Source organism: Streptomyces sp. CA-294286 (assembly GCF_050947155.1).
In the GTDB taxonomy this organism is placed as follows: domain Bacteria; phylum Actinomycetota; class Actinomycetes; order Streptomycetales; family Streptomycetaceae; genus Streptomyces.
In genome coordinates, this window is record NZ_CP192005.1 from 3,618,018 (window position 1) to 3,639,129 (window position 21,112).

Annotated in this window: 17 protein-coding genes and 1 pseudogene; 15 read left to right on the forward strand and 3 right to left on the reverse strand. The window is 73.1% G+C overall.

What is annotated here, in order from left to right; all coding sequences use genetic code 11:
- The first annotated feature begins 21 nt into the window (after nucleotides 1–21).
- The 5 genes from ACQPZG_RS20900 (at nucleotide 22) to ACQPZG_RS20920 (ending at nucleotide 5,846) form a co-directional block, all read left to right on the forward strand.
- On the forward strand, nucleotides 22–435 hold the full coding sequence (locus ACQPZG_RS20900; protein ID WP_433547267.1) for a hypothetical protein: 414 nt from the start codon (nucleotides 22–24) through the stop codon (nucleotides 433–435).
- Nucleotides 436–491: 56 nt separating this feature from the next.
- Nucleotides 492–1,418, forward strand: coding sequence for a TatD family hydrolase (locus ACQPZG_RS20905; protein WP_433547268.1), 927 nt, complete (start codon nucleotides 492–494; stop codon nucleotides 1,416–1,418).
- An 852-nt stretch (nucleotides 1,419–2,270) separates the two neighbouring features.
- Nucleotides 2,271–3,710, forward strand: a complete 1,440-nt coding sequence (locus ACQPZG_RS20910; RefSeq protein ID WP_433549484.1) for a ubiquitin-like domain-containing protein — start codon at nucleotides 2,271–2,273, stop codon at nucleotides 3,708–3,710.
- Between the two features lie 346 nt (nucleotides 3,711–4,056).
- Entirely contained in the window at nucleotides 4,057–4,938 is an 882-nt protein-coding gene (gene rsmA, locus ACQPZG_RS20915) for a 16S rRNA (adenine(1518)-N(6)/adenine(1519)-N(6))-dimethyltransferase RsmA (protein ID WP_433547269.1), read from the forward strand.
- Nucleotides 4,935–5,846: a 4-(cytidine 5'-diphospho)-2-C-methyl-D-erythritol kinase gene (locus tag ACQPZG_RS20920; protein ID WP_433547270.1), complete on the forward strand. Its 912-nt coding sequence runs from the start codon at nucleotides 4,935–4,937 to the stop codon at nucleotides 5,844–5,846. The genes rsmA and ACQPZG_RS20920 overlap by 4 nt, the downstream gene beginning before the upstream one ends.
- 46 nt (nucleotides 5,847–5,892) lie before the next feature.
- Here ACQPZG_RS20920 and ACQPZG_RS20925 read toward each other — a convergent pair whose 3' ends face one another.
- Both ACQPZG_RS20925 and ACQPZG_RS20930 read right to left on the reverse strand, forming a co-directional pair.
- Entirely contained in the window at nucleotides 5,893–6,393 is a 501-nt protein-coding gene (locus tag ACQPZG_RS20925) for an FBP domain-containing protein (protein WP_433547271.1), read from the reverse strand.
- Nucleotides 6,394–6,668: 275 nt separating this feature from the next.
- Entirely contained in the window at nucleotides 6,669–7,523 is an 855-nt protein-coding gene (locus tag ACQPZG_RS20930; protein ID WP_433547272.1) for a COG4315 family predicted lipoprotein, read from the reverse strand.
- Between the two features lie 212 nt (nucleotides 7,524–7,735).
- On the opposite strand from ACQPZG_RS20930, the gene ACQPZG_RS20935 reads away from it, so the two are divergent.
- The 8 genes from ACQPZG_RS20935 to ACQPZG_RS20970 all read left to right on the forward strand — a co-directional run bounded on the left by ACQPZG_RS20935 (nucleotide 7,736) and on the right by ACQPZG_RS20970 (nucleotide 19,705).
- Nucleotides 7,736–9,562 (forward strand): ABC-F family ATP-binding cassette domain-containing protein, encoded by a 1,827-nt coding sequence (locus ACQPZG_RS20935; RefSeq protein WP_433547273.1) that lies wholly within the window; start codon nucleotides 7,736–7,738, stop codon nucleotides 9,560–9,562.
- A 270-nt stretch (nucleotides 9,563–9,832) separates the two neighbouring features.
- Nucleotides 9,833–11,713 (forward strand): PQQ-binding-like beta-propeller repeat protein, encoded by a 1,881-nt coding sequence (locus tag ACQPZG_RS20940; RefSeq protein ID WP_433547274.1) that lies wholly within the window; start codon nucleotides 9,833–9,835, stop codon nucleotides 11,711–11,713.
- Between the two features lie 229 nt (nucleotides 11,714–11,942).
- A complete protein-coding gene (locus ACQPZG_RS20945; RefSeq protein ID WP_433547275.1) occupies nucleotides 11,943–13,922 on the forward strand; it encodes a PQQ-binding-like beta-propeller repeat protein in 1,980 nt (659 codons plus the stop codon).
- 316 nt (nucleotides 13,923–14,238) lie between these two features.
- Entirely contained in the window at nucleotides 14,239–14,919 is a 681-nt protein-coding gene (locus ACQPZG_RS20950; protein ID WP_433547276.1) for a helix-turn-helix transcriptional regulator, read from the forward strand.
- A gap of 286 nt (nucleotides 14,920–15,205) precedes the next feature.
- Entirely contained in the window at nucleotides 15,206–16,363 is a 1,158-nt protein-coding gene (locus ACQPZG_RS20955; protein WP_433547277.1) for a galactose-1-phosphate uridylyltransferase, read from the forward strand.
- A complete protein-coding gene (gene galE, locus ACQPZG_RS20960) occupies nucleotides 16,360–17,325 on the forward strand; it encodes a UDP-glucose 4-epimerase GalE (RefSeq protein ID WP_433547278.1) in 966 nt (321 codons plus the stop codon). Before ACQPZG_RS20955 ends, galE begins: the two co-directional genes overlap by 4 nt.
- 6 nt (nucleotides 17,326–17,331) lie before the next feature.
- Nucleotides 17,332–18,495, forward strand: a complete 1,164-nt coding sequence (galK, locus tag ACQPZG_RS20965) for a galactokinase (protein WP_433547279.1) — start codon at nucleotides 17,332–17,334, stop codon at nucleotides 18,493–18,495.
- Nucleotides 18,496–18,832: 337 nt separating this feature from the next.
- Nucleotides 18,833–19,705 (forward strand): LuxR C-terminal-related transcriptional regulator, encoded by an 873-nt coding sequence (locus ACQPZG_RS20970; protein WP_433547280.1) that lies wholly within the window; start codon nucleotides 18,833–18,835, stop codon nucleotides 19,703–19,705.
- Here ACQPZG_RS20970 and tamR read toward each other — a convergent pair.
- Nucleotides 19,655–20,161 carry a MarR family transcriptional regulator TamR gene (tamR, locus tag ACQPZG_RS20975; RefSeq protein ID WP_185029000.1) on the reverse strand — a complete coding sequence of 169 codons (507 nt, stop codon included), beginning with the start codon at nucleotides 20,159–20,161 and terminating at the stop codon, nucleotides 19,655–19,657. The genes ACQPZG_RS20970 and tamR overlap by 51 nt on opposite strands.
- An 88-nt stretch (nucleotides 20,162–20,249) precedes the next feature.
- Here tamR and ACQPZG_RS20980 point away from each other — a divergent pair.
- Nucleotides 20,250–20,603: pseudogene (locus ACQPZG_RS20980) on the forward strand (methyltransferase domain-containing protein); the annotation flags it as partial.
- An 83-nt stretch (nucleotides 20,604–20,686) separates the two neighbouring features.
- Nucleotides 20,687–21,088: a VOC family protein gene (locus ACQPZG_RS20985; RefSeq protein WP_433547281.1), complete on the forward strand. Its 402-nt coding sequence runs from the start codon at nucleotides 20,687–20,689 to the stop codon at nucleotides 21,086–21,088.
- Nucleotides 21,089–21,112: the final 24 nt, after the last annotated feature.

Here is a 21,112-nt window from a genome sequence, read left to right on the forward strand (position 1 = left end):
GGTGAGCGGAAAGGAGCTGGCATGAGCGACATCGCACAGAGCGCGGCCGGCAGCATCACGGCGCGGCAGACCCCCTGGAGCAGCGGTACGCAGGCGCCGGTCGAGGAGGCGTACGCCTTCGCCTGCATGAAGTGCGGACACGGCTGGGAACAGGCGTACGCGATCGAGCACCACACGGACGGCTCCGGGCACCCCTTCGTCGTCTACCGGGCCGACGGGGAGCGCGTCCCCTCGCCGCTCTCCCGCCCCTCCTGCCTGAACTGCGGCGGCACGGTCGTGCGGATCATGCGCTCCGGGCAGGTGTCGACGATCCAGCAGGTCCAGGACCGCGACCGGCAGACGGCCGGCCCGGTGGCCGAGGACGCCGACGACCCCAAGCGCGAGCCGCACCACTGGCACCTGTCGGACCTCCTCCACCCCTTCCACCGGAAGTAGGGTGCCGCCGGACGCGGGGCCCCGGGCCGACGTGCGGCTTTCGTAGGATCGACCGCATGAGCCCGAGCCCCCGCCCCGACACCCCCCGATCCGGCAGTCCTCGTGTCGACAAGTCGACCGACAAGAGCAGCGCGCCTCCCCCGCCCGCTCCCCTGCGCGTGCCGGTCGCCGACTCGCACACCCACCTGGACATGCAGGGCGTCACGGTCGAGCAGGCGCTCGCCACGGCCGCCTCGGTCGGCGTGACCACCCTGGTGCAGGTGGGTTGCGACGTGAAGGGCTCCCGGTGGGCGGCCGAGACGGCCGCGGCGCACGAGAACATCCATGCGGCTGTCGCCCTGCACCCCAACGAGGCCCCCCGCATCGTCCACGGCGACCCCGACGGCTGGTCCCGGCAGGGCGCGCGCCCCGGCGGCGGGGACGCGGCCCTCGACGACGCGCTCGCCGAGATCGACCGGCTGGCGGGCCTGCCGTACGTCCGGGGCGTGGGCGAGACCGGCCTCGATCACTTCCGTACCGGCCCCGAGGGGAAGGCCGCGCAGGAGCGGTCGTTCCGCGCGCACATCGAGATCGCCAAGCGGCACGGCAAGGCCCTGGTCATCCACGACCGGGACGCGCACGCGGACGTGCTGCGCGTACTGGACGAGGAGGGCGCGCCCGAGAGGACCGTCTTCCACTGCTACTCGGGCGACGCCGAGATGGCACGGATCTGCGCGGCGAAGGGCTACTACCTGTCCTTCGCGGGGACCGTCACGTTCAAGAACGCCCAGCCGCTCCGCGACGCGCTCGCCGTCGCCCCGGCGGAACTCGTCCTCGTCGAGACGGACGCCCCGTTCCTCACCCCGGCGCCGTACCGCGGACGGCCCAACGCGCCGTATCTCATTCCGATCACGGTGCGGGCGATGGCGGAGGTGCGGGGCGTCGACGAGGACGCGATGGCGTCGGCGATCTCGGCGAACACGGCGCGCGCGTTCGGCTACTGAGCCTTTCGGCGGGCCGCTTCCGGACCGCACTCGCGTTCGTGGAACAACCCTCCGTAGTCGCGTCGCTTTGGAGAGTGACGATTGCTCCGCTAGTGTCCCGGGCCGCAGCAGTGGCAGCCCGGGTCCGTCCGGCTGTCCGTCGGGCGGACCGGGAGCGACGTGAGCAATACGCAGGGTGGTGCGCTGTCGTACGAGGCGCCGTACGGGGCGGCACCGCCGTACGGAGCGGCCTACGAGCCGTACGGCGACGCGCACCCGCGACCGCCGGTGCCCGGCGCGCGCCAGGACCAGGGCGAGGACCGGGGGCCGGACGGGGGGCCGGACGGGGGGCCGGGCCCGGAGCAGGGGCTGTACGAGCAGCCGTACGAGGCGGGGCCGCAGGAGGCGGGACGCCACGGACAGTACGGACAGTACGGACTGTACGGGCCACCCGCGCCGCACGAGACGCCTGTGCCGCACGATGGGGCCGCGCCGTACGAGCCGTCCGCGCCGCACGAGACGCCCGTGCCGTCCGCGCCGCACGGGCGCTACGTGCAGTACGGGAGCGCCGAGCCGTACGGGAGTGCCGAGCCGTACGGGAGTGCCGAGCCGTACGGGAGCGCGGAAGCGTACGGGGGTGCTGAGCGATACGGGAGTGCGGGGCCGTACACGAGTGCCGAGCCGAACGGGTCGGGCGAGCCGTACGGGAGTGACGGGCCGAACGGGAGTGCCGAGCCGTACGGGACGGGCGAGCCGTACGGGTCGGTGGGTGCGGACGCGTACCCGTACCCGTACGCGGGCGGGGCGGCCGACGCGGAGGCCGCCACCCGGGTCGACCCGCACGCGGTGCGCTACGCGGACCCGGAAGCGGGGATGCACCCGGGCCCTGGCGTATCCCGGCCCGGGAACGGGGACGCCCACGACCCGCCCTGGGGTTCCGCCCCCGAGCCCGCCCACGGCTGGGCCTACGACCCCGCCCGCGCCCCGGCCCACGCTTCCCCTCACGCCGCTCCCTACGACCCCGCCTACGATTCCGGCGCTCCCTTCGACGCCCACTCCGCCCTCGACTCCGCCTTCGGGCCGGCCCCCGGCGCCGAGCCGGAGACGGTTTCCTGGAGCGAGGAGGAGGCGGCCGACGGTGGTGGCCGGGCCGCATCGCGGCGTGCGGTCCGTCGCCGCAAGGGCGACACGCCCAGGGCCCCCGCTGGGGGCGAGAAGGGCGAACGGCCCGACACCCTGCGCAAGCTCGTACCGCAGGCCCTCGTCGTGGCGTTCCTCGCGGGCGGCACGTCGGCGTTCGTCGCCAACGACAAGACGATCGAACTCAGCGTCGACGGCACCCCCCGGATGCTGAACACCTTCGCGGACGACGTCACCGAACTCCTGGAGAAGGAGGGCGTCCACGTCGGCGAGCACGACCTGGTCGCCCCCGGCCCCGGCCAGACCCTCGCCAGCGGCGACGAGGTCGTCGTCCGCTACGGCCGCCCCGTCACCCTCACCCTCGACGGTGAACGCCGACGCATCTGGACCACGGCGCAGACCGTCGACGGGGCGCTGCGGCAACTGGGCGTGCGCGCGGAGGGGGCGTACCTGTCGGCGTCCCGGTCCGCGCCGATCTCCCGCAACGGTCTCGCCCTGGACGTCCGTACGGAACGGACGCTGACCCTCATGGCCGACGGGCGCGAACGCACCATCCGTACCAACGCGGCGACCGTCGAGGAAGCGGTCGAGGAGGCCGGCCTCTCCCTCGGCAACCAGGACACCACCTCCGTGCCGCTGGACAGCTTCCCCCGCGACGGCCAGACCGTCACCATCATGCGGATCACCGGGTCCCGGGTGGTCCGGGAGGAGCCGATCGACTTCGAGGTGGTCCGCAGGAAGGACCCGACGATCTTCAAGGGCACGGAGGAGGTCGAACGGTCCGGGGTCAAGGGCGCCCGGCGGGTGACGTACGCCCTGCGCACGGTCAACGGGGTCAAACAGAAGCCGAGGAAGCTCTCCGACGAGGTCGTACGGCGGCCGGTCGATCAGGTGATCAAGGTCGGTACGAAGCCCATGCCCACGGCGGTGGCGGGCGCGGACGACCTGAACTGGGCGGGCCTCGCCCAGTGCGAGTCCGGTGGGCGGCCGAACGCGACGGACCCGTCGGGGACGTACGGGGGGCTCTACCAGTTCGACAGGCAGACGTGGCAGTCGCTGGGCGGTCGAGGGGCGCCGCAGGAGGCGCCGGCTTCGGAGCAGACGTTTCGGGCGAAGAAGCTCTATGTGCAGCGGGGGGCCAGTCCTTGGCCGCACTGCGGGCGGCGGCTTTAGGGGCGGGGCGCGGCTGGGCTGGAACGGGGCTGGCCGGGACCGGGCCGGGGTGGGCCCCGGGTGCGCAGGGCAGGGCATGGCGGGCCGGGGCGTGCAGGGCAGGGCGGTGGCGCGGTGCGGCTGGTGGGGCTGCGCACGGCGGGGTGGGTTGGGCGTACGGCGGGGAGTGCACCCCGGTGGGGGCCGCCCCCTTGCCCGCCCTCCCCCGAGCACTCGGCTCCGCTCGTGCAGGGAGGTGCCCCCGCGCCGGCGGTCCAGGGGCCCACGGGGGCGCACGTCGGGCCGCGCTGCTGCCCGAAGGGGCTGTCGGGGGGTTGGGGGTGGGGGTGCGCTTTAGGGTGGGGTGGTGAGCACCCCTGAACCTGTCACCGCCCCCGAGCACTCCCTTCTCGGCCCCGCCGACATCCGCGAGCTGGCCGCCGCCCTCGGCGTGCGCCCCACCAAGCAGCGCGGGCAGAACTTCGTCATCGACGCCAACACCGTCCGCCGCATCGTGCGGACGGCCGAAGTGCGCCCGGACGACGTGGTCGTGGAGGTCGGCCCCGGCCTCGGCTCGCTGACGCTGGCGCTGCTCGACACCGCGGACCGCCTCGTCGCCGTCGAGATCGACGACGTACTGGCAGGGGCCCTGCCCGCCACGGTGCAGGCCCGGATGCCGCAGAAGGCCGACCGCTTCCACCTCGTGCACTCGGACGCGATGCTGGTCACCGAGCTTCCGGCGGAGCCGACCGCGCTGGTTGCGAACCTCCCGTACAACGTGGCGGTGCCGGTGCTGCTGCACATGCTGGAGCACTTCCCGACCATCGAGCGCACCCTCGTCATGGTCCAGGCCGAGGTCGCCGACCGGCTCGCCGCGAAGCCCGGCAACAAGGTCTACGGGGTGCCCTCCGTGAAGGCCAACTGGTACGCGGAGGTCAAGCGCGCCGGGTCCATCGGCCGCAACGTCTTCTGGCCCGCCCCGAACGTCGACTCCGGCCTCGTCTCCCTCGTACGCCGTGCGGAGCCGGTCGAGACGACCGCCACCCGCAGGGAAGTCTTCGCGGTCGTCGACGCGGCGTTCGCGCAGCGGCGCAAGACGCTGCGCGCGGCGCTCGCGGGCTGGGCGGGTTCGCCCGCCGCCGCCGAGGCCGCCCTCGTCGCCGCCGGGATCTCCCCGCAGGCACGCGGCGAGGCCCTGACGGTGGAGGAGTTCGCGCGGATCGCCGAGGCCAAGGGGGCCGGGGCGTGACGCGGCGGCCCGCGGTGACGGTGCGCGTCCCCGCCAAGGTCAACGTTCAGCTGGCGGTCGGCGCACCCCGGCCCGACGGCTTCCATCCGCTCGCCAACGTGTTCCTCGCCGTCGGCCTGTACGACGAGGTGACGGCGACCGAGGCGCCGGAACTCACCGTCACCTGCGAGGGGCCGGGCTCCGGCCACGTGCCGCTGGACCGCACCAACCTGGCGGCCCGCGCGGCGATCGCACTCGCCGCACTGCACGGCCTCGCGCCCGACGTGCACCTGCACATCGCCAAGGACATCCCCGTCGCGGGCGGCATGGCCGGCGGCAGCGCGGACGCCGCGGGCGCCCTGTTGGCCTGCGACGCGCTGTGGGGCACGAACACCCCCTACGACCAGCTCCTCGCGATCTGCGCCGAGCTGGGCAGCGACGTCCCCTTCAGCCTGGTCGGCGGTGCGGCGCTCGGGGTGGGGCGGGGCGAACAGCTCACCCCGCTGCCCGTCGGCGGCGAGTTCCACTGGGTCTTCGCGGTCGCGGACGGCGGGCTGTCGACACCGGCGGTGTACGGCGAGTTCGACCGTCTGACCGCCGGTGGGGCGGTCCCCGCGCCGGAGGCATCCGACGCGCTCCTGGCAGCGCTGCGTAGCGGAGACGCCACCGCCCTCGCGGCGGCGCTCGGCAACGACCTCCAGCCGGCCGCCCTCTCCCTGCGCCCCTCGCTCGCCGCCACGCTCGCTGCGGGCACCGCGGCCGGAGCGCTGGCGGCCCTGGTCTCCGGCTCGGGCCCCACGACGGCGTACCTGGTCAAGGACGCGGACGCGGCACAGCGGGTCGCGGAGGCACTGCTGGCGTCGGGGACCTGCGCGGCGGCACGGCCCGCCGTGTCACCGGCGGCCGGCGCGACGGTGCTCACCCGCTGAACCGGCCCGGCGACCGCCCTCCGTCGGGCCCCGGCGGCCCCGGACCTCAGTCCGTCAGCTTCGCCAGGAAGGCGAAGAGGTTGCCGCGGGTGCGGTCGATCTGCTCGTCGACGGTCAGGGACTCCTCGAACCGGCCGCCCGGTTCGGGGGTCTTCCTGCCGCGCACGTACAGCGAACAGGCCATGTCCGTGCACATGTAGATGCCGACGGAGTTGCCCTGCCTGCCGGCCAGGCCCGCCTTGGGGGCGGTCATCAAGGACACGCCGTTGCCGGGGTGCGTGGTCAGGCAGACGGCGCACATGCTGCGGTGCAGGAACCCGCGCTGCCGGGACGGGAAACGGAACGTCACGCCGAAGAGGCGCCCGTCGGCGGGGTCTTCGGTGACCAGGTAGCTCCGGTCGGGCGCGGACAGATCGCGCCAGCCCATGAAGTCCAGGTCCTCCCACGGGCGTTCGGCCAGGTCACGCGGCATCGGCAGACGCTGGGCCTCGCCCTTGGAACAGTTGATGAACGACTTCCGGATGTCGTTCTCGGTGGCTTGCTTCATGGGACGACCGTAGACACGGACGGTGAGCGCGGGCAAAGGGATAACCGTGCGTGATAGAGCGAGGACGTGCCGGGGGATCGGGGGACCGTGCGGGGGAGGGACGGCGCGGGCACACGGGGCGTGCGGACGGTGGGGGGCGCAGGGGGGACGTGCGGGGGGCGCGCGGCGGTGGTCGTGGGGATGCCCGCTCCCTATGACCCGCGCCGGGGCCCTCAGCGGCTGTCACCTCGCACGACCCCACCTCGCACGACCCCACCCCGCCCGTCCCCGGTGCCTCAGTGGTTGCCCGCCCTCCTGCGGCGTACGACGAAGGCGGTGCCGGCCGCGGCCACCGCGGCGAGCGCTCCGAGGGCCAGGGCGACCGAGCCGCTCGACGCGCCCTCGCCCTCGGCCTCCTCGGCGCCCGCCTTCACCGCGCCCGACGGGGTCTCGCTCATGCCCGGGTCGGTCGGCGCGACCGGGGGGACGACGCCGGGGGCGGTCGGCGTGGCCGTGCCCGTACCGGCGCTGGCGCTCGCACTAGCGGACGGGGAGCCGGTCGCCGAGGCCGACGCGTCGCCGGAGGGGGACCGACCGGCGTCCGGGCTCGCGGAACCGGCAGGGCTCTCGGAGGCCGAGGGGCTCGCGGAGGCGGCCGGGCTGTCGCCGGTGTCCGGCACGGCGGCTGCGGCGCCCAGGGCCTTGCCGTCCGGGCCGACCAGGCTCCACACCTTGCCGTCGGCGCTCTTGACGCCGTTGCCCTTGGTGTCGCCGGGCTTGGCGTCGTCCTTGAAGTAGTAGAGCGGCTTCTCTTCGAGGACGACCTGCTTCCTGCCGTCGCTGCCGGCGAGGTCGATCTGGTTGGTCTCGCCGGTGACGTCCGAGGACTTGGTCGGGTAGCCGGTGGCGGCGGGCCACGTCCGGGCGCAGTCGCCGGTGCAGTTCGACTTGTCCCTCTCGTCGCCGGCCCAGGTGTACAGGGCGTTGCCGTCCTTGTCGGCGAGGGCCTTGCCCTCGGAGGTGTCGATGACGGTCAGCTCACCGGGGTCGGTGGGGGTGTCGACGGCGAGCGCGGTGCCGCCGCCGAGCGTGACGAGGAGGGCGGCGGCGGTCGCGGCGGCGGATATCCGGGCTCGGGAAACAGCATGCATGGCGTCCTGCCTTCGGTCTGGGTCGGTACCGCGGGTACGGACCCAGCAGAACGCCGTGCCGAGTGCGCGGCCCGTGGGACACGGCCATCCGGGCGACCCCCACGCCCCGGTCGCCGGCCCCGGAACCCCCAAACCCCCGCCCGCGCTCAAGGCCCCCGCCCCAGGCCATACGCTGGTAGGGATTCCACCCCTTACCCCTGGAGCACGCATTCATGGCCGTCAACCTGGTCAATGTCGAGGCAGTCAGCAAGGTGTACGGCACCCGTGCCCTGCTCGACGGCGTCTCCCTCGGCGTCTCGGAGGGCGACCGGATCGGCGTCGTGGGCCGCAACGGCGACGGCAAGACCACCCTCATCCGGATGCTCGCCCAGCTGGAGGACGCCGACTCCGGCCGCGTCACGCACGTCGGCGGTCTGCGCCTGGGCGTCCTCACCCAGCACGACTCCCTCGACCCGTCCGCCACCGTCCGCCACGAGGTCATCGGTGACATGGCCGACCACGAGTGGGCGGGCAGCGCCAAGATCCGCGACGTGCTGACCGGCCTGTTCGGCGGGCTGGACCTGCCCGGCTTCGAGCAGGGCCTGGACACCGTCATCGGCCCGCTGTCGGGCGGTGAGCGCCGCCGCATCGCGCTCGCCAAGCTCCTCATCGCCGACCAGGACCTGATCGTCCTGGACGAGCCCACCAACCACCTGGACGTGGAGGGCATCAGCTGGCTGGCCCGCCACCTTCGGTCCCGCCGCTCCGCCCTCGTCTGCGTGACGCACGACCGGTGGTTCCTGGACCAGGTCTGCACCCGCATGTGGGACGTTCAGCGCGGCGCCGTCCACGAGTACGAGGGCGGCTACTCCGACTACGTCTTCGCGCGCGCCGAGCGGGAGCGGATCGCCGCCACCGAGGAGACCAAGCGGCAGAACCTCATGCGCAAGGAACTGGCCTGGCTGCGCCGGGGCGCCCCGGCCCGTACGTCCAAGCCGCGCTACCGCATCGAGGCCGCCAACGAGCTGATCGCGGACGTGCCCCCGCCGCGCGACACCAGCGAGCTCATGAAGTTCGCCAACGCCCGGCTCGGCAAGACCGTCTTCGACCTGGAGGACGTGACGATCCAGGCCGGTCCCAAGGTCCTCCTCAAGCACCTCACCTGGCAGCTCGGTCCCGGCGACCGCGTCGGCCTCGTCGGCGTCAACGGCGCGGGCAAGACGTCGCTGCTGCGGGCGCTCGCGGAGGCATCCCGTACGCAGGGAGACGTACAGCCCGTCGCCGGGAAGATCGTCGTCGGCAAGACCGTCCGGCTGGCGTACCTCTCGCAGGAGGTCGGCGAGCTGGACCCGAACCTGCGGGTGCTGGAGGCGGTGCAGAAGGTTCGCGACCGGGTCGACCTCGGCAAGGGCCGGGAGATGACCGCGGGCCAGTTGTGCGAACAGTTCGGGTTCACCAAGGAGAAGCAGTGGACGCCGGTCGGCGACCTGTCCGGCGGTGAGCGCCGACGGCTCCAGATCCTGCGGCTGCTGATGGACGAGCCGAACGTCCTGTTCCTCGACGAGCCCACCAACGACCTCGACATCGAGACGCTCACCCAGCTCGAAGACCTCCTCGACGGCTGGCCCGGCACCATGGTCGTCATCTCGCACGACCGGTTCTTCATCGAGCGGACCACCGACAAGGTCTTCGCCCTCCTCGGTGACGCGACCCTGCGCAACCTGCCGCGCGGGCTCGACGAGTACCTGGAGCGGCGGCAGAAGGTCATCGACGCCGCCGTGCCCGCGGCTCCGGCCGCAGCCGCGAAGACCGCCGGCGGGGCCTCCCCGGCCGCACCGGCGAAGTCGTCCGGGGACGCCCGTGCCGCGAAGAAGGAACTCCAGAAGATCGAGCGGCAGCTCACCAAGCTCTCCGACAAGGAGACCAGGCTGCACGCGCAGATCGCGGACAACGCCACCGACTTCGCGAAGGTCGCCGAGCTCGACGCCGAACTGCGCGGACTCGTGGGCGAGCGCGACGAGTTGGAGATGCGCTGGCTGGAACTGGCCGAGGACGCGTGAGCCCGTCCCGTAGGGACGCGGCGACGGCGGGCGTAGAGAACGCGTAGAGGGCTCATAACGAGCGCATCACGGGCCGGTCCTCCCTTGGGAACAGGGGCGGACCGGCCCCTTGTTCGAGGTGACTCCAGTGATAGAAAGAAGCCCCGCTCGACTGACGTAGATCTGCGGGATCCAAGCCCGATTCGCTCCTTTCCGGGGGGATGTGACCGCCCGGAATCGCGGGGGAGACCGACCGGGCAGCGGACCACCCGTGTGAAGAGGTAAGTGCTGATGTCTCAGCCGCCCAACCAGCCGCCGCAGGGGGGCTTCGGCGCCCCTCAGGACCCGCAGTCCCCCCAGGGCGGGGCTCCGCAGGGTCCGCCTCCGGGAGCTCCGCAGCCGCAGCCGACCCCACCGCAGACGCCCCCGGGGCCGCCCGCCGGCCCGCCGCCCGGCCCCCCGGCCGGCCCGCCTCCGGGCCCGCCGCCGGGTCAGCCCGGGTACGGGTATCCGCAGGGTCCGCCATCCGCCGCCGACAACCCGTACGCGCAGCCCACCCCGCCGCCCGGCGGCTACGGCTACCCGGGGCCGCCCGGCCAGCAGCAGCCCGCCTACGGCCAGCAGCAGCCCACGTACGGCCAGCAGCCGGGTTACGGCTACCCGGGCATGCCCCAGCCAGGCATGCCCGGCCAGCCGACGTACCCCGGCGCCCCCGGCCCCGGAGGGCCCGGCGGCAACGGCCCGCAGAAGAAGCAGAAGCTGATGCTGATCATCGGTGCGGCCGTCGCCGCACTGATCGTCGTCGCGGGCGGCATCTACCTCGTCTCGGACGGCGACGACAAGGAACCCGTCGCGCATCCCACCACCGCCGGCAAGCCGAGCGCCGCCCCCACGGTGGACGACGGCGACGGCAAGGGCCCCGGCGGCGACGCCCCGGGACGGGACGCAGGCACGGACTTCAACTCGGCCCGCCAGCCCGGCGACGCCAAGGTCCTGTGGAACCAGGCCAACACCGTCGACCTGCCCAGCGGCGGCGGCAAGGTGATGCCGATGTGGTTCGTCGGCGACACCGTCGTCCAGACGTACTACAAGACCATGACCGCGTACGGCGTCGCCGACGGCAAGAAGCGGTGGGAGATCCCGTTCCCGAACGAGGTCTGTGCCGCGCCGCGCCAGGTCGGCACCGGCGACAAGGTCGTCATCGGCATCAAGGACAACAACACCGAGAAGGGCCGCTGCGACCACCTCCAGATGGTCGACCTCAAGGCCGGCAAGGCCGGGTGGCGCAAGAAGATCGAGAAGCAGAACCTCTTCGACTTCGGCCTCGACGGACTCGTGGTCGCGGGTGACACCGTCGTGGCACAGCGCACCTTCTCCAGCGCCTACCGGATCAGCGACGGTTCGAAACTGTTCGGCGACGTCCGGGACGGCGCGTGCCGGATGGACGGCTTCGCCTCCCAGGGCACCCGGCTGATCGTCGTCGACCAGTGCGGCACCGAGCAGAACGCCCCCGAACAGCTTCGCGAGCTCGACCCCGTGACCGGCAAGGCCAAGTGGACCTGGAAGGTGTCCAAGGGCTGGTCCGTGAAGAAGGTCCTGTCCGTCGAGCCGCTGGCGCTGTACCTGGTGAAGGGCAAGGACGAAGGGGCCAGCATCGCCTTCTTCAAGCCGAACGGCACGTTCGCCGCGCAGCTGCCCAAGGGGGAGGAGATGCCGGAACTGCGGTGCGGCATGTTCTCCCTGAGCGGCGGCCTCCAGAGCTGTGAGGGCGTCACCGCCGACGCCGACACCCTGTACCTGCCGAGCCGGGCGAAGACCGACGCGGCCGCGGCACGCAGCAACGAGATCCGCGCCTACGACGCCACCACCGGCAAGCGCAAGTGGGCTTCGAAGGGCGAGGGCCGGACCCTGGTGCCGGTCAAGGCCGAGGGCGGATTCGTCTACGCGTACTCCGAGCCGTCGTACGACAAGGCCGGCGGTCTGGTGAAGGTTCCCGCCACCGGCGGCAGCCCGGCCCAGGTCCTGAAGCACCCGTCGTCGGTCTCGGCGGTCGAACGCGGCATGTTCTCCAAGCAGCTCGCGTACGAGGGCGGCCGTCTCTTCCTCGCACCCGACCGCATCTCGGGCCGGGACGACGAGAAGCCCCAGGCGCTCCTGGCCTTCGGCAACTGAGCTGCGGGGCGCGGCGGATGAGGGCCGCGCGACGGACGCACGGAAGCACGGGCGCGGGCGGCGGGCCGCGATGCGCTGCCTGCTGCCCGCGCCGTCGCAGCCCGCACCGCCGCGCCGTCGCCGCCCGCGCCTCCGCCGCCCCGCCCCGAGCCCCCGCGGTCCCGCCCCGCGCCCCTGATACTTCGCCCGGTTGATCCACGAAGCTCCCCGATCCAGAGGTAGACCCACGATGACGCAGCCACCGCACGAGCCCCCGAAGGACGAGGGCCAGCAGCCCCCGTCCCCGCTCGACAAGTCCCCGCAGCCTCCGCAGGGCGCTCCCGGGCTCCCCCCGCAGGCACCCCTGCCGCCCGCCCCCGGCTTCGGCGCGCCGCAGCCGCCCGCCGGCAGCTTCGGCGCCCCGACCCCGCCTCCCCCCGGCCAGCAGCCGGGCCAGCCGGGCCAGCCTCCGGCCCAGCCCGGTCAGCCCCCGGCCCAGCCGGGACAGCCCCCGGCCCAGCAGCCCGCGTACGGCTACCCCCAGACCCCCGGCACCCCGCCGCCGGCCCCCGGCCAGTCGCCGCAGACACCCCCGGCCGGTTACGGCTACCCCGGCCAGCAGCCCCCGCCCCCACAGCCCGGCTACGGCTTCCCGGCCCAGCCCGGGCAGCCCGGCCCCGGTCAGCCCGGTCAGCCCGGTCCGTACGGCGGTGGCTACCCGACCCAGCCGCCCGCCCCGCAGACCGTCGTCCAGGGCAGCGGCGTCAATGGCGGCAGCGGCGGCGGACTGACCACCCAGCTGAAGATCATCATCGCGGCGGTCGTCGCCGTCGTCCTGATCGTCGGCGCGGGCGTCGTCTACAAGGCGACCAGCAGCGACGACCCCAAGGACGTCGCGGGCAGCTCCTCCGGAGGCGGAGGCGGAGGCGGCGGCGAGGCCAAGGGCGGCGAAAAGGCCGGCCCCGCCGCACCGGACGGCGCGGGCAAGGAGCAGGCCCCCGGCAATGTCACCGGCAAGGTCAAGTTCCAGGTCCCGATGCCGGTCGTCAAGGAGATCACCGAGGTCAAGGGCTCCTGGGCCACCGAGAAGGTGTACGCCAAGGCCGGCGTCAAGAAGATCACCGGCTACGACCCGGAGAAGGGCACCGAGCTCTGGAACCTCCCGCTGACCGGCGAGGTCTGCGCCAGTTCCCGCCACCTGTCCAAGGACGGCAACAAGGCCGCCTTCCTCTTCGAGGGACCGATCGAGGCCGGCCGGAAGGTCGCCCAGTGCACGCAGGTCGGTCTGTTCGACCTGACCAGCGGCAAGCTGCTGTGGTCGCACGGCTTCAAGGACGGCGACAGGCCCGCCACCCTCACCGGTGTCACCGTGTCCGGTGACACCGTCGCGGTCGGCAGCTACTCCGGCGGCGGTGCACTGGACATCAACGGCAAGGAACTGTGGAGCCCCAAGCCGAGCAGCGACAACTGCAAGGACAAGGGCTACGGAGGCGGCCCCGCGCTGGTGGCGCTCCGTCAGTGCGGCGACTACAACAACCCGCAACTGCTGGTCGAGCGGCTTGAGCCGACCTCGGGCAAGCCGCTCTCCACCTACAAGCTGCCCGCCGGCGCCGAGACGGCCTCGATCCTCTCGACCGAGCCGCTGCTCGTCGGCGCCGAGGTCAACGACTCCGCCTCCGGCACCGCGGGCATCTCCGACCTGTTCTCGATCGACGGCGCGACGGGCAAGCTGATCGCGCAGATGCCGGTCGACGGCGAGAAGTTCGACCTGCACTGCCCGCGCACCGAGGTCGAGGGCTGCACCAAGGTCGCGGTGGGCAACGGCAAGGTCTACGTGCCGACCGTCCAGCGGCGGGGCAGCGCCGAGACGGGCCGTACGAACGAGATCGTGACCTGGGACCTGAAGACCGGCAAACCCACCTCGGAGCGCATCGAGGCGGGCGAGCGGTACTCGATGGTGCCGCTGCGGATGGACGGCGGGAACCTGATCGTCTACAAGTTCCCCCCGTACGACAAGGGCGGCCAGGTCGCCAGCATCGACGGCGGTTCGCTCAAGCAGACGGTGCTGCTGGAGAACCCGGCCGACCGGTCCGTACGCGACGCCGAATCCAGCCTCACCATCAATCTCGCCAACGCCTGGTTCGTCGGCGGACGGCTGTTCCTCTCGAACCACCTGGTGAGTGAGAGCAACACCAGCCAGAAGTACCTGGCAATGGTCTTCGGCCCCTGACCGAAGAGGGCAGACATCGAAGGGGCGCTTCCCGCGTGATCGCTGGAAGCGCCCCTTCGGCGGTGCCGCCGATGGTGGAGAAGTGCACTCCGTTGTCGCTCGGCGGGTGCAGGCGCGGGGAGTTGACGCACTGGCCGAACGTGTGGGTGGCAGTGCGGTGACCGTCGCCGTTTACGCGCGCTGCGAGCGAGTGCGAGGGAAAGCAACTTTGAGTGGCTTCTCACCGGTAAGGGGCGCGCGACGTCGAACGAGCGTGTAGCTTGCCGGGTCAGGAGGCCGGGGGGTCTGCTCACGGGGAATGCGGGGGGATGTTCCGATGGGCGTGCGGCTCATGGTGGTCGACGACCACCGATTGCTGGCCGAGGCACTCGCCTCGGCGCTCAAGCTGCGCGGGCACCGCGTGCTCGCCGCCGCCGCGCCCACCGCGGGCGCGGCCGAACTCGTGGTGAGCCGTGCCCCGGAGGTCTGCCTGTTCGGCACGGCGACGCCCGCGCTGCCGGGCACCTTCGACCCGATCGTACGGATCAAGCGCGAGCGCCCGCAGGTGGCCGTCGTCGTCCTCGGTCCCGTACCCAGCCCCCGCGGCATCGCCGCCGCCTTCGCGGCCGGTGCGGCCGGTTACGTACGGCACGACGAGCGCATAGAGGGCGTCGAGCGCGCCATGGTGAAGGCGCGGACGGGGGAGGCGGCGGTGGCGCCGCAGCTCCTCCAGGGCGCGTTCGCCGAACTCCTCAACCCGGCCGCCCAGCCCGACGACGAGGGCCAGCGGCTGTTGCAGATGCTCACCCCGCGCGAGGTCGAAGTCCTCGTCCGGGTCGCCGACGGCGAGGACACCCGGCTGATCGCCGCCGGCATGGGCATCGCCCCCAGCACCGCGCGCACCCACGTGCAGCGCGTCCTGATGAAGCTCGGCGTCGGCTCCCGGCTCGAAGCCGCCGCCCTCGCCGCGCGGACCGGCCTCCTCGACCGCGCCGCCCCGCCCTCGCACGACCAGTAACCGCGTCCGGCTCCTCACTGGACCAGTGTCCGCATCCGGCCCCTCCCGCGATCATTCACCGCGTCCGGGCCCTCTCCGGACCAGTGTCCGCGTCCGGCCCGGCCCGGCCCGGCCCTCACACGGTCGGCGACGGCGCCGAGCCGCAGCTCCGGAGAGATCCGGAAGCGCACCTGGCGGACGGCCCCTCGCGTCCGGCTCGCGCGCGCCCTGCCCGTTGACTGACGGTGTTGATCCATGGTTTCTTGTGTTTGATTCTGTTGACGCTTGTGCGCGCGAGGTGGCGGTAGTGAAGAAGACATCGACCCGGCTGGCCGACGGTCGTGAACTCCTCTACTACGACGCGGCCGACGACCGCGTCCGCGACGCCGACGACCTCCGCCCGCTCACCCCCGTCGCCACCGCGTCCGAGGTCCGCCACGACGTGCTCCTCGACGAGTACGTGGCCATCGCCTCGCACCGCCAGGACCGCACGTACCTGCCGCCCACCGACGCCTGCCCGCTCTGCCCGTCCCGGGAGGGCCATCGGAGCGAGATCCCGGCGGCGGACTACGACGTGGCGGTGTTCGAGAACCGCTTCCCGTCGCTCGCCGGGGAGTCCGGCCGCTGCGAGGTGGTCTGCTTCACCTCCGACCACCACTCCTCGTTCGCCGACCTCACCGAGGAACAGGCCGCCCTCGTCCTCGAAGCGTGGACGGACCGGACCGCGGAACTGTCCCAGCTTCCCTCCGTGGAACAGGTGTTCTGCTTCGAGAACCGCGGCGCGGAGATCGGCGTCACCCTCGGCCACCCGCACGGCCAGATCTACGGCTACCCCTACATCACCCCGCGCACGGCCCGCGTGCTCGACGCCGTGCGGGCACACGCCGAAGCGCACGGCGAGGGCGATGGCGAAGCGCGCGTCGCGGGACACACCCCCGCGCACGGCGAGGTGCCCGCGGACCCGCCCGCCGAAGCGAGCCCCGGGGCCCCCGCCGGCCGTGCGGCTGCGGCCAACCTCTTCGACCAGGTCGTCGCCCGCGAACGTGCCGACGGCTCCCGCATCGTCCTCGACACCGGCCACTGGGTCGCCTTCGTCCCGTACGCCGCCCACTGGCCGTACGAGGTGCACCTCTACCCGGCCCGTCGCATCCCCGACCTGCGCGAACTCGACGACGCGGCGCGCGCCGAGTTCCCGGCCGTCTACCTCGAACTGCTGCGCCGCTTCGACCGGATCTTCGGCCCAGGCCAGCCGCCCACCCCGTACATCGCGGCCTGGCACCAGGCGCCGGTCCGGCATCCCCTGCGGAGCGAATTCGCGCTGCATCTGGAGCTTTTCACCATTCGTCGGACATCGGGCAAGCTGAAGGTCCTCGCGGGCTCCGAGTCCGGCATGGGCGCGTTCATCAACGACGTGACGCCGGAGGCCGCGGCCACCCGATTGCGAGAGGTTGCGAGCGAGAAGTGAAATACCTGGTCACCGGCGGCGCGGGCTACATCGGCGGCGTCGTCGCGGCACACCTCCTCGAAGCCGGTCACCGGGTGACCGTCCTCGACGACCTCTCCACCGGCTTCCGCGAGGGCGTCCCGGCGGGCGCCGCCTTCGTCGAGGGGCGCATCCAGGACGCGAGCCGTCATCTGGATCCCTCCTACGACGGCGTCCTGCACTTCGCTGCGTTCTCCCAGGTCGGCGAGTCCGTCGCCGACCCGGAGAAGTACTGGCAGAACAACGTCGGCGGCACGATGGCCCTCCTCGCCGCGATGCGCGACGCCGGTGTGCGCCGTCTCGTCTTCTCGTCCACGGCCGCCACGTACGGCGAACCCGCCGCCAGCCTGCTGACCGAGGACGCCCCGACGGCGCCCACCAGTCCGTACGGGGCCTCCAAGCTCGCCGTCGACCACATGATCGGCGGCGAGTGCGCCGCGCACGGCCTGGCGGCGGTCTCGCTGCGCTACTTCAACGTGGCCGGCGCGTACGGCAGCCACGGCGAGCGGCACGACCCGGAGTCGCACCTCGTCCCGCTCGTCCTCCAGGTCGCCCAGGGCCGCCGCGAGGCGATCTCCCTGTACGGCGACGACTACCCGACCCCGGACGGCACCTGCGTCCGCGACTACATCCACGTCGCCGACCTCGCCGAGGCCCACCTGCTGGCCGCCGCCGCTGCGAAGCCCGGCGAGCACCTGATCTGCAACCTCGGCAACGGCAGGGGCTTCTCGGTACGGGAGGTCGTCGACGCCGTCCGCGAGGTCACCGGCCACCCCGTCCCCGAGGTCCTCGCCCCGCGCCGCCCCGGCGATCCGGCGGTCCTCGTCGCGTCCGCCGAGCGGGCCCGCACCGTCCTCGGCTGGAACCCGTCCCGTACGGACCTGGCCGCCATCATCGGCGACGCCTGGCGGTTCGCCCGGAGCATCAGCGGCACGAAGGAGTAGACAGCGATGGACCTGGGCCGACTCACCGCGGAATTCGAGGAGTTGTACGGGGTCGAGCCGGAGGGGATCTGGGCGGCCCCCGGCCGCGTCAACCTCATCGGCGAGTACACCGACTTCAACGACGGCTTCGTCATGCCGTTCGCCCTGCCGCACACGGTGCGGCTCGCGGCGGCCCGCCGCACCGACGGCGTACTGCGGCTGCACTCGGGCGACAACGACGAGGGCGTCACCGAGATCCGGGTGGACGACCTCAGGGCCCGGTCCGCGGACGGAGGCTGGTGGACCTACCTCGCGGGCGTCGTCTGGGCGCTGGGCGAGGCGGGCCACACCGAGGTGCACGGCGGCGCGGACGTGCACCTGCGCTCGGCCGTCCCCACCGGCGCCGGTCTGTCGTCCTCCGCCGCCCTGGAGGTCGCCCTCGGCCTCGCCCTCGTCGACCTCCACCGGCTCCCGCTCGACCGCACCGAGTTGGCGAGGACCTGCCAGTACGCGGAGAACCACTTCGTCGGCGTGCCCGTCGGCATCATGGACCAGACGGCCGCCGCCTGCTGCGAGGAGGGCCACGCCCTGCTCCTGGACACCCGCGACCAGTCCCGCCGCCAGATCCCCTTCGACCTTCCCGCCCGCGGCCTCTGCCTCCTCGTGGTGGACACCCGCGTCCAGCACGCCCTCGGCGACGGCGCGTACGCCGAGCGGCGGGCGGGCTGCGAGGAGGGGGCCCGCCTGCTCGGCGTCAGCCACCTGCGCGACGTACCGTACGAAGAACTGGACGCGTCCCTCGCCCGGCTGCCGGACGAGCGCCTGCGCCGGTACGTCCGCCACGTGGTGTGCGACAACCACCGCGTCCAGCAGGTGAGTGCCCTCCTCGACGGGGGCGACGTACGCGCCGTCGGCCCGCTGCTCCTCGAAGGGCACGCCTCGCTCCGCGACGACCTGCGGATCTCCTGCCCGGAGCTGGACCTGGTCGTCGAGACCGCGGCGCACGCCCCCGGCGCGTACGGCGCACGGATGACCGGCGGCGGTTTCGGCGGCTCGGCGATCGTCCTCGCGGACGTCGACGCGGTGGCGGAACTGACCCGGTCCGTCGAGGCCGCGTTCGAGGCCGCGGGTCACCGTGCCCCGCACGTCTTCCCTGCCGTTCCGTCGGCAGGGGCGCGTCAACTGGCCTGAGCTGCAAGGGATGTGACGGAGGGTCGGTCGTCGGAAGCGAACGGGAACCGCCCCTTCCCGCTCCCCTTCCGCCACAACGCGACACGGAAGGCACACACCGGTCCCCGAGCCCGAACAGTTCTGCAAATACCCTTCCGAAGACCGCCCCCATCCGTACTCTGAGGCGTGAGCACCGGTGGGGGCCGGTGCTGATCAGGGGGCGAGACAGCCGGATACGACGCCCGGGGCGGGGTAGTGATCTGCACACGGCGGCGGCCGTGCGCACGACGGAGCCGCCCGGCCCCGGGGGTCGTGTCCGCAGAGGTCCGCCCTCCGACCCATGGGGGTGTCAGAGACTGTGGTTCGTATCCGGGTCCTGGTGGTCGACGACCATCGAATCTTCGCGGAGTCGCTCGCCGCCGCGCTCGCGGCGGAACCGGACGTGGACGTCGCTGCCGCGGGCAGCGGCCCCGCCGCGCTGCGGTGTCTGGAACGGGCGGCGGCGGAGGGCCGCACCTTCGACGTGATGCTGATCGACGCCGACCTCGGCACGACGCCCGCCCCGGGCGGCGCCTCCGGCGGGATGCCGGGCACCGGCCTGCCGGCCCACGCGCGCATCCCCCAGCAGCCCGGCGCCCACTCCGCCCCCCCTCCGCACGCGGTGGCGGTCGCCGTCCCCGACCACGGGGCCGGGCAGGACGGCCCGGTCGACGGCATCTCGCTGGTCGTCGGCGTGCGCAGCGGGCATCCGACGGTCCGCGCGGTCGTCCTGGCGGAGAAGGACGACCCCCGGCGGGCCGCCCTCGCCCTCCAGGCCGGAGCCTCGGGCTGGGTCGCCAAGGACTGCTCCCTCCAGCGCCTCCTGGCCGTCATCCGGGGCGTACTGCGCGACGAGACCCACCTCCCGCCCGCCCTCCTTACCGGCGTGCTGCGCGAGCTGACGGCCGCCCGCAGACACCGCACGGAGAGCGAGCGCCTCGTGGAGTCCCTGACCCCGCGCGAACGCGAAGTGCTGCGCTGCATGGTCGCGGGCCTGGGTCGCAAGGCCGTCGCCGAACGCCTCTTCCTCTCCCCGCACACGGTCCGCACCCACATGCAGAACGTGCTGGGGAAGCTGGGCGTGCACTCCACGCTCGCGGCGGTCGCCCTCGCCCGCAGGGCGGGCGTCGGTCCCGCGGACCTATCCGCCGGCGCCGGGGATGTTGTCGAACGGGGCGGTCAGCTGGCGTAGCAGGGAGGCCAGCTCGCCCCGCTGCGTCCGCGACAGCTCGCCGAGGATCGCCCGCTCCTGCTCCAGCAGCCCGGCGAGCGCCTGGTCCGCACGGTCGCGCCCCTCGTCCGTCAGCCGCACCAGCACGCCCCGGCGGTCGCTGGGGTCGGGCAGCCGCTCGACGAGGCCCTTCTTCGCGAGCCGGTCGATCCGGTTCGTCATGGTCCCGGACGTGACGAGCGTCTGGGTGAGCAACTGCCCCGGCGAGAGCTGGTACGGCGATCCGGCCCGCCGCAGCGAGGTCAGGACGTCGAATTCCCAGGGCTCCAGGTGGTGTTCCGAGAACGCCAGGCGTCGCGCCCGGTCGAGATGGCGCGCCAGACGAGACACCCGACTGAGCACCTCAAGCGGCTCCACGTCGAGGTCGGGGCGCTCTCGGCGCCATGCTGCGACCAGTCGGTCGACCTCGTCCTCCATGTCGATCAGTGTAAAGGGTCTGTCGACGTGAAGTCTCTTCAAGTCAAGTCTCTTGACGTCGAGATACTTTCCGGGTGATTGTGCTTCCATGACGCACTCGCCCGCACCACGCTGGGACCCCGCCCAGTACCTCCGCCACGAGGACCACCGCACCCGCCCCTTCCGCGACCTCCTCGCCCGCGTCGACCCGCCCGCCGCGCCCGCCCGCATCGCCGACCTGGGCTGCGGCGCGGGCAACGCCACCGCCCTCCGCGCCGCCCGCTGGCCGCACGCCCGCATCACCGGCTACGACAACTCGCCCGAGATGCTCGCGAAGGCACGGAGCCACGCGACGGCCCGCCTCGACTTCGCCCACGCGGACGCCGCCACCTGGGCCCCCGCCCCCGGCACGCACGACCTCATCGTCTCCAGCGCACTCGCCGCGTTCACGGCCGCATACGCCGCCCTGCTCCGCCGCGCCTACTCGCCCACCCCGGACGGGACCGTCTTCCCGTTCCGCCGCGTCTTCGCCGTAGGAGTCCGCCGATGATCACCGCCCTCGACCACGTCCAGCTCGCCGCCCCTCCCGGCAGCGAACCCGTCCTGCGCGCGTACTACGTCACCGTGCTCGGCATGCGCGAGGTCCCCAAACCCCCGGCGCTCGCCGCCCGCGGCGGCTGTTGGTTCGAGGCCGCCGGCGTCCGGCTCCACCTGGGCATCGAGGAGAACTTCCACCCCGCGGCCAAGGCCCACCCGGGGATGCGGGTCACGGACATCGAGCGGTACGGGGCGCGGCTGGAAGGACTCGGCGCGAAAGTCGTCTGGGACGCCGACCTCCCGCACCACAGGAGGTTCTACTCGCAGGACCCGGTGGGCAACAGGCTGGAGTTCCTGGAGTCGGACGGGGAACAGATTGCAGTTCCTGAGCCGGCCGGGGAACAGGCTTGAGTTCGTGGAGCCGGACGGGGATCA

Coding starts and splice junctions, on each gene's coding strand:
- ACQPZG_RS20900 (WP_433547267.1), top strand. CDS start 22: ATGAGCGACATCGCACAGAGCGCGGCCGGCAGCATCACGGCGCGGCAG.
- ACQPZG_RS20905 (WP_433547268.1), top strand. CDS start 492: ATGAGCCCGAGCCCCCGCCCCGACACCCCCCGATCCGGCAGTCCTCGT.
- ACQPZG_RS20910 (WP_433549484.1), top strand. CDS start 2,271: ATGCACCCGGGCCCTGGCGTATCCCGGCCCGGGAACGGGGACGCCCAC.
- ACQPZG_RS20925 (WP_433547271.1), bottom strand. CDS start 6,393: ATGAAGCAAGCCACCGAGAACGACATCCGGAAGTCGTTCATCAACTGT.
- ACQPZG_RS20930 (WP_433547272.1), bottom strand. CDS start 7,523: ATGCATGCTGTTTCCCGAGCCCGGATATCCGCCGCCGCGACCGCCGCC.
- ACQPZG_RS20935 (WP_433547273.1), top strand. CDS start 7,736: ATGGCCGTCAACCTGGTCAATGTCGAGGCAGTCAGCAAGGTGTACGGC.
- ACQPZG_RS20940 (WP_433547274.1), top strand. CDS start 9,833: ATGTCTCAGCCGCCCAACCAGCCGCCGCAGGGGGGCTTCGGCGCCCCT.
- ACQPZG_RS20945 (WP_433547275.1), top strand. CDS start 11,943: ATGACGCAGCCACCGCACGAGCCCCCGAAGGACGAGGGCCAGCAGCCC.
- ACQPZG_RS20950 (WP_433547276.1), top strand. CDS start 14,239: ATGGGCGTGCGGCTCATGGTGGTCGACGACCACCGATTGCTGGCCGAG.
- galK (WP_433547279.1), top strand. CDS start 17,332: ATGGACCTGGGCCGACTCACCGCGGAATTCGAGGAGTTGTACGGGGTC.
- tamR (WP_185029000.1), bottom strand. CDS start 20,161: ATGGAGGACGAGGTCGACCGACTGGTCGCAGCATGGCGCCGAGAGCGC.
- ACQPZG_RS20985 (WP_433547281.1), top strand. CDS start 20,687: ATGATCACCGCCCTCGACCACGTCCAGCTCGCCGCCCCTCCCGGCAGC.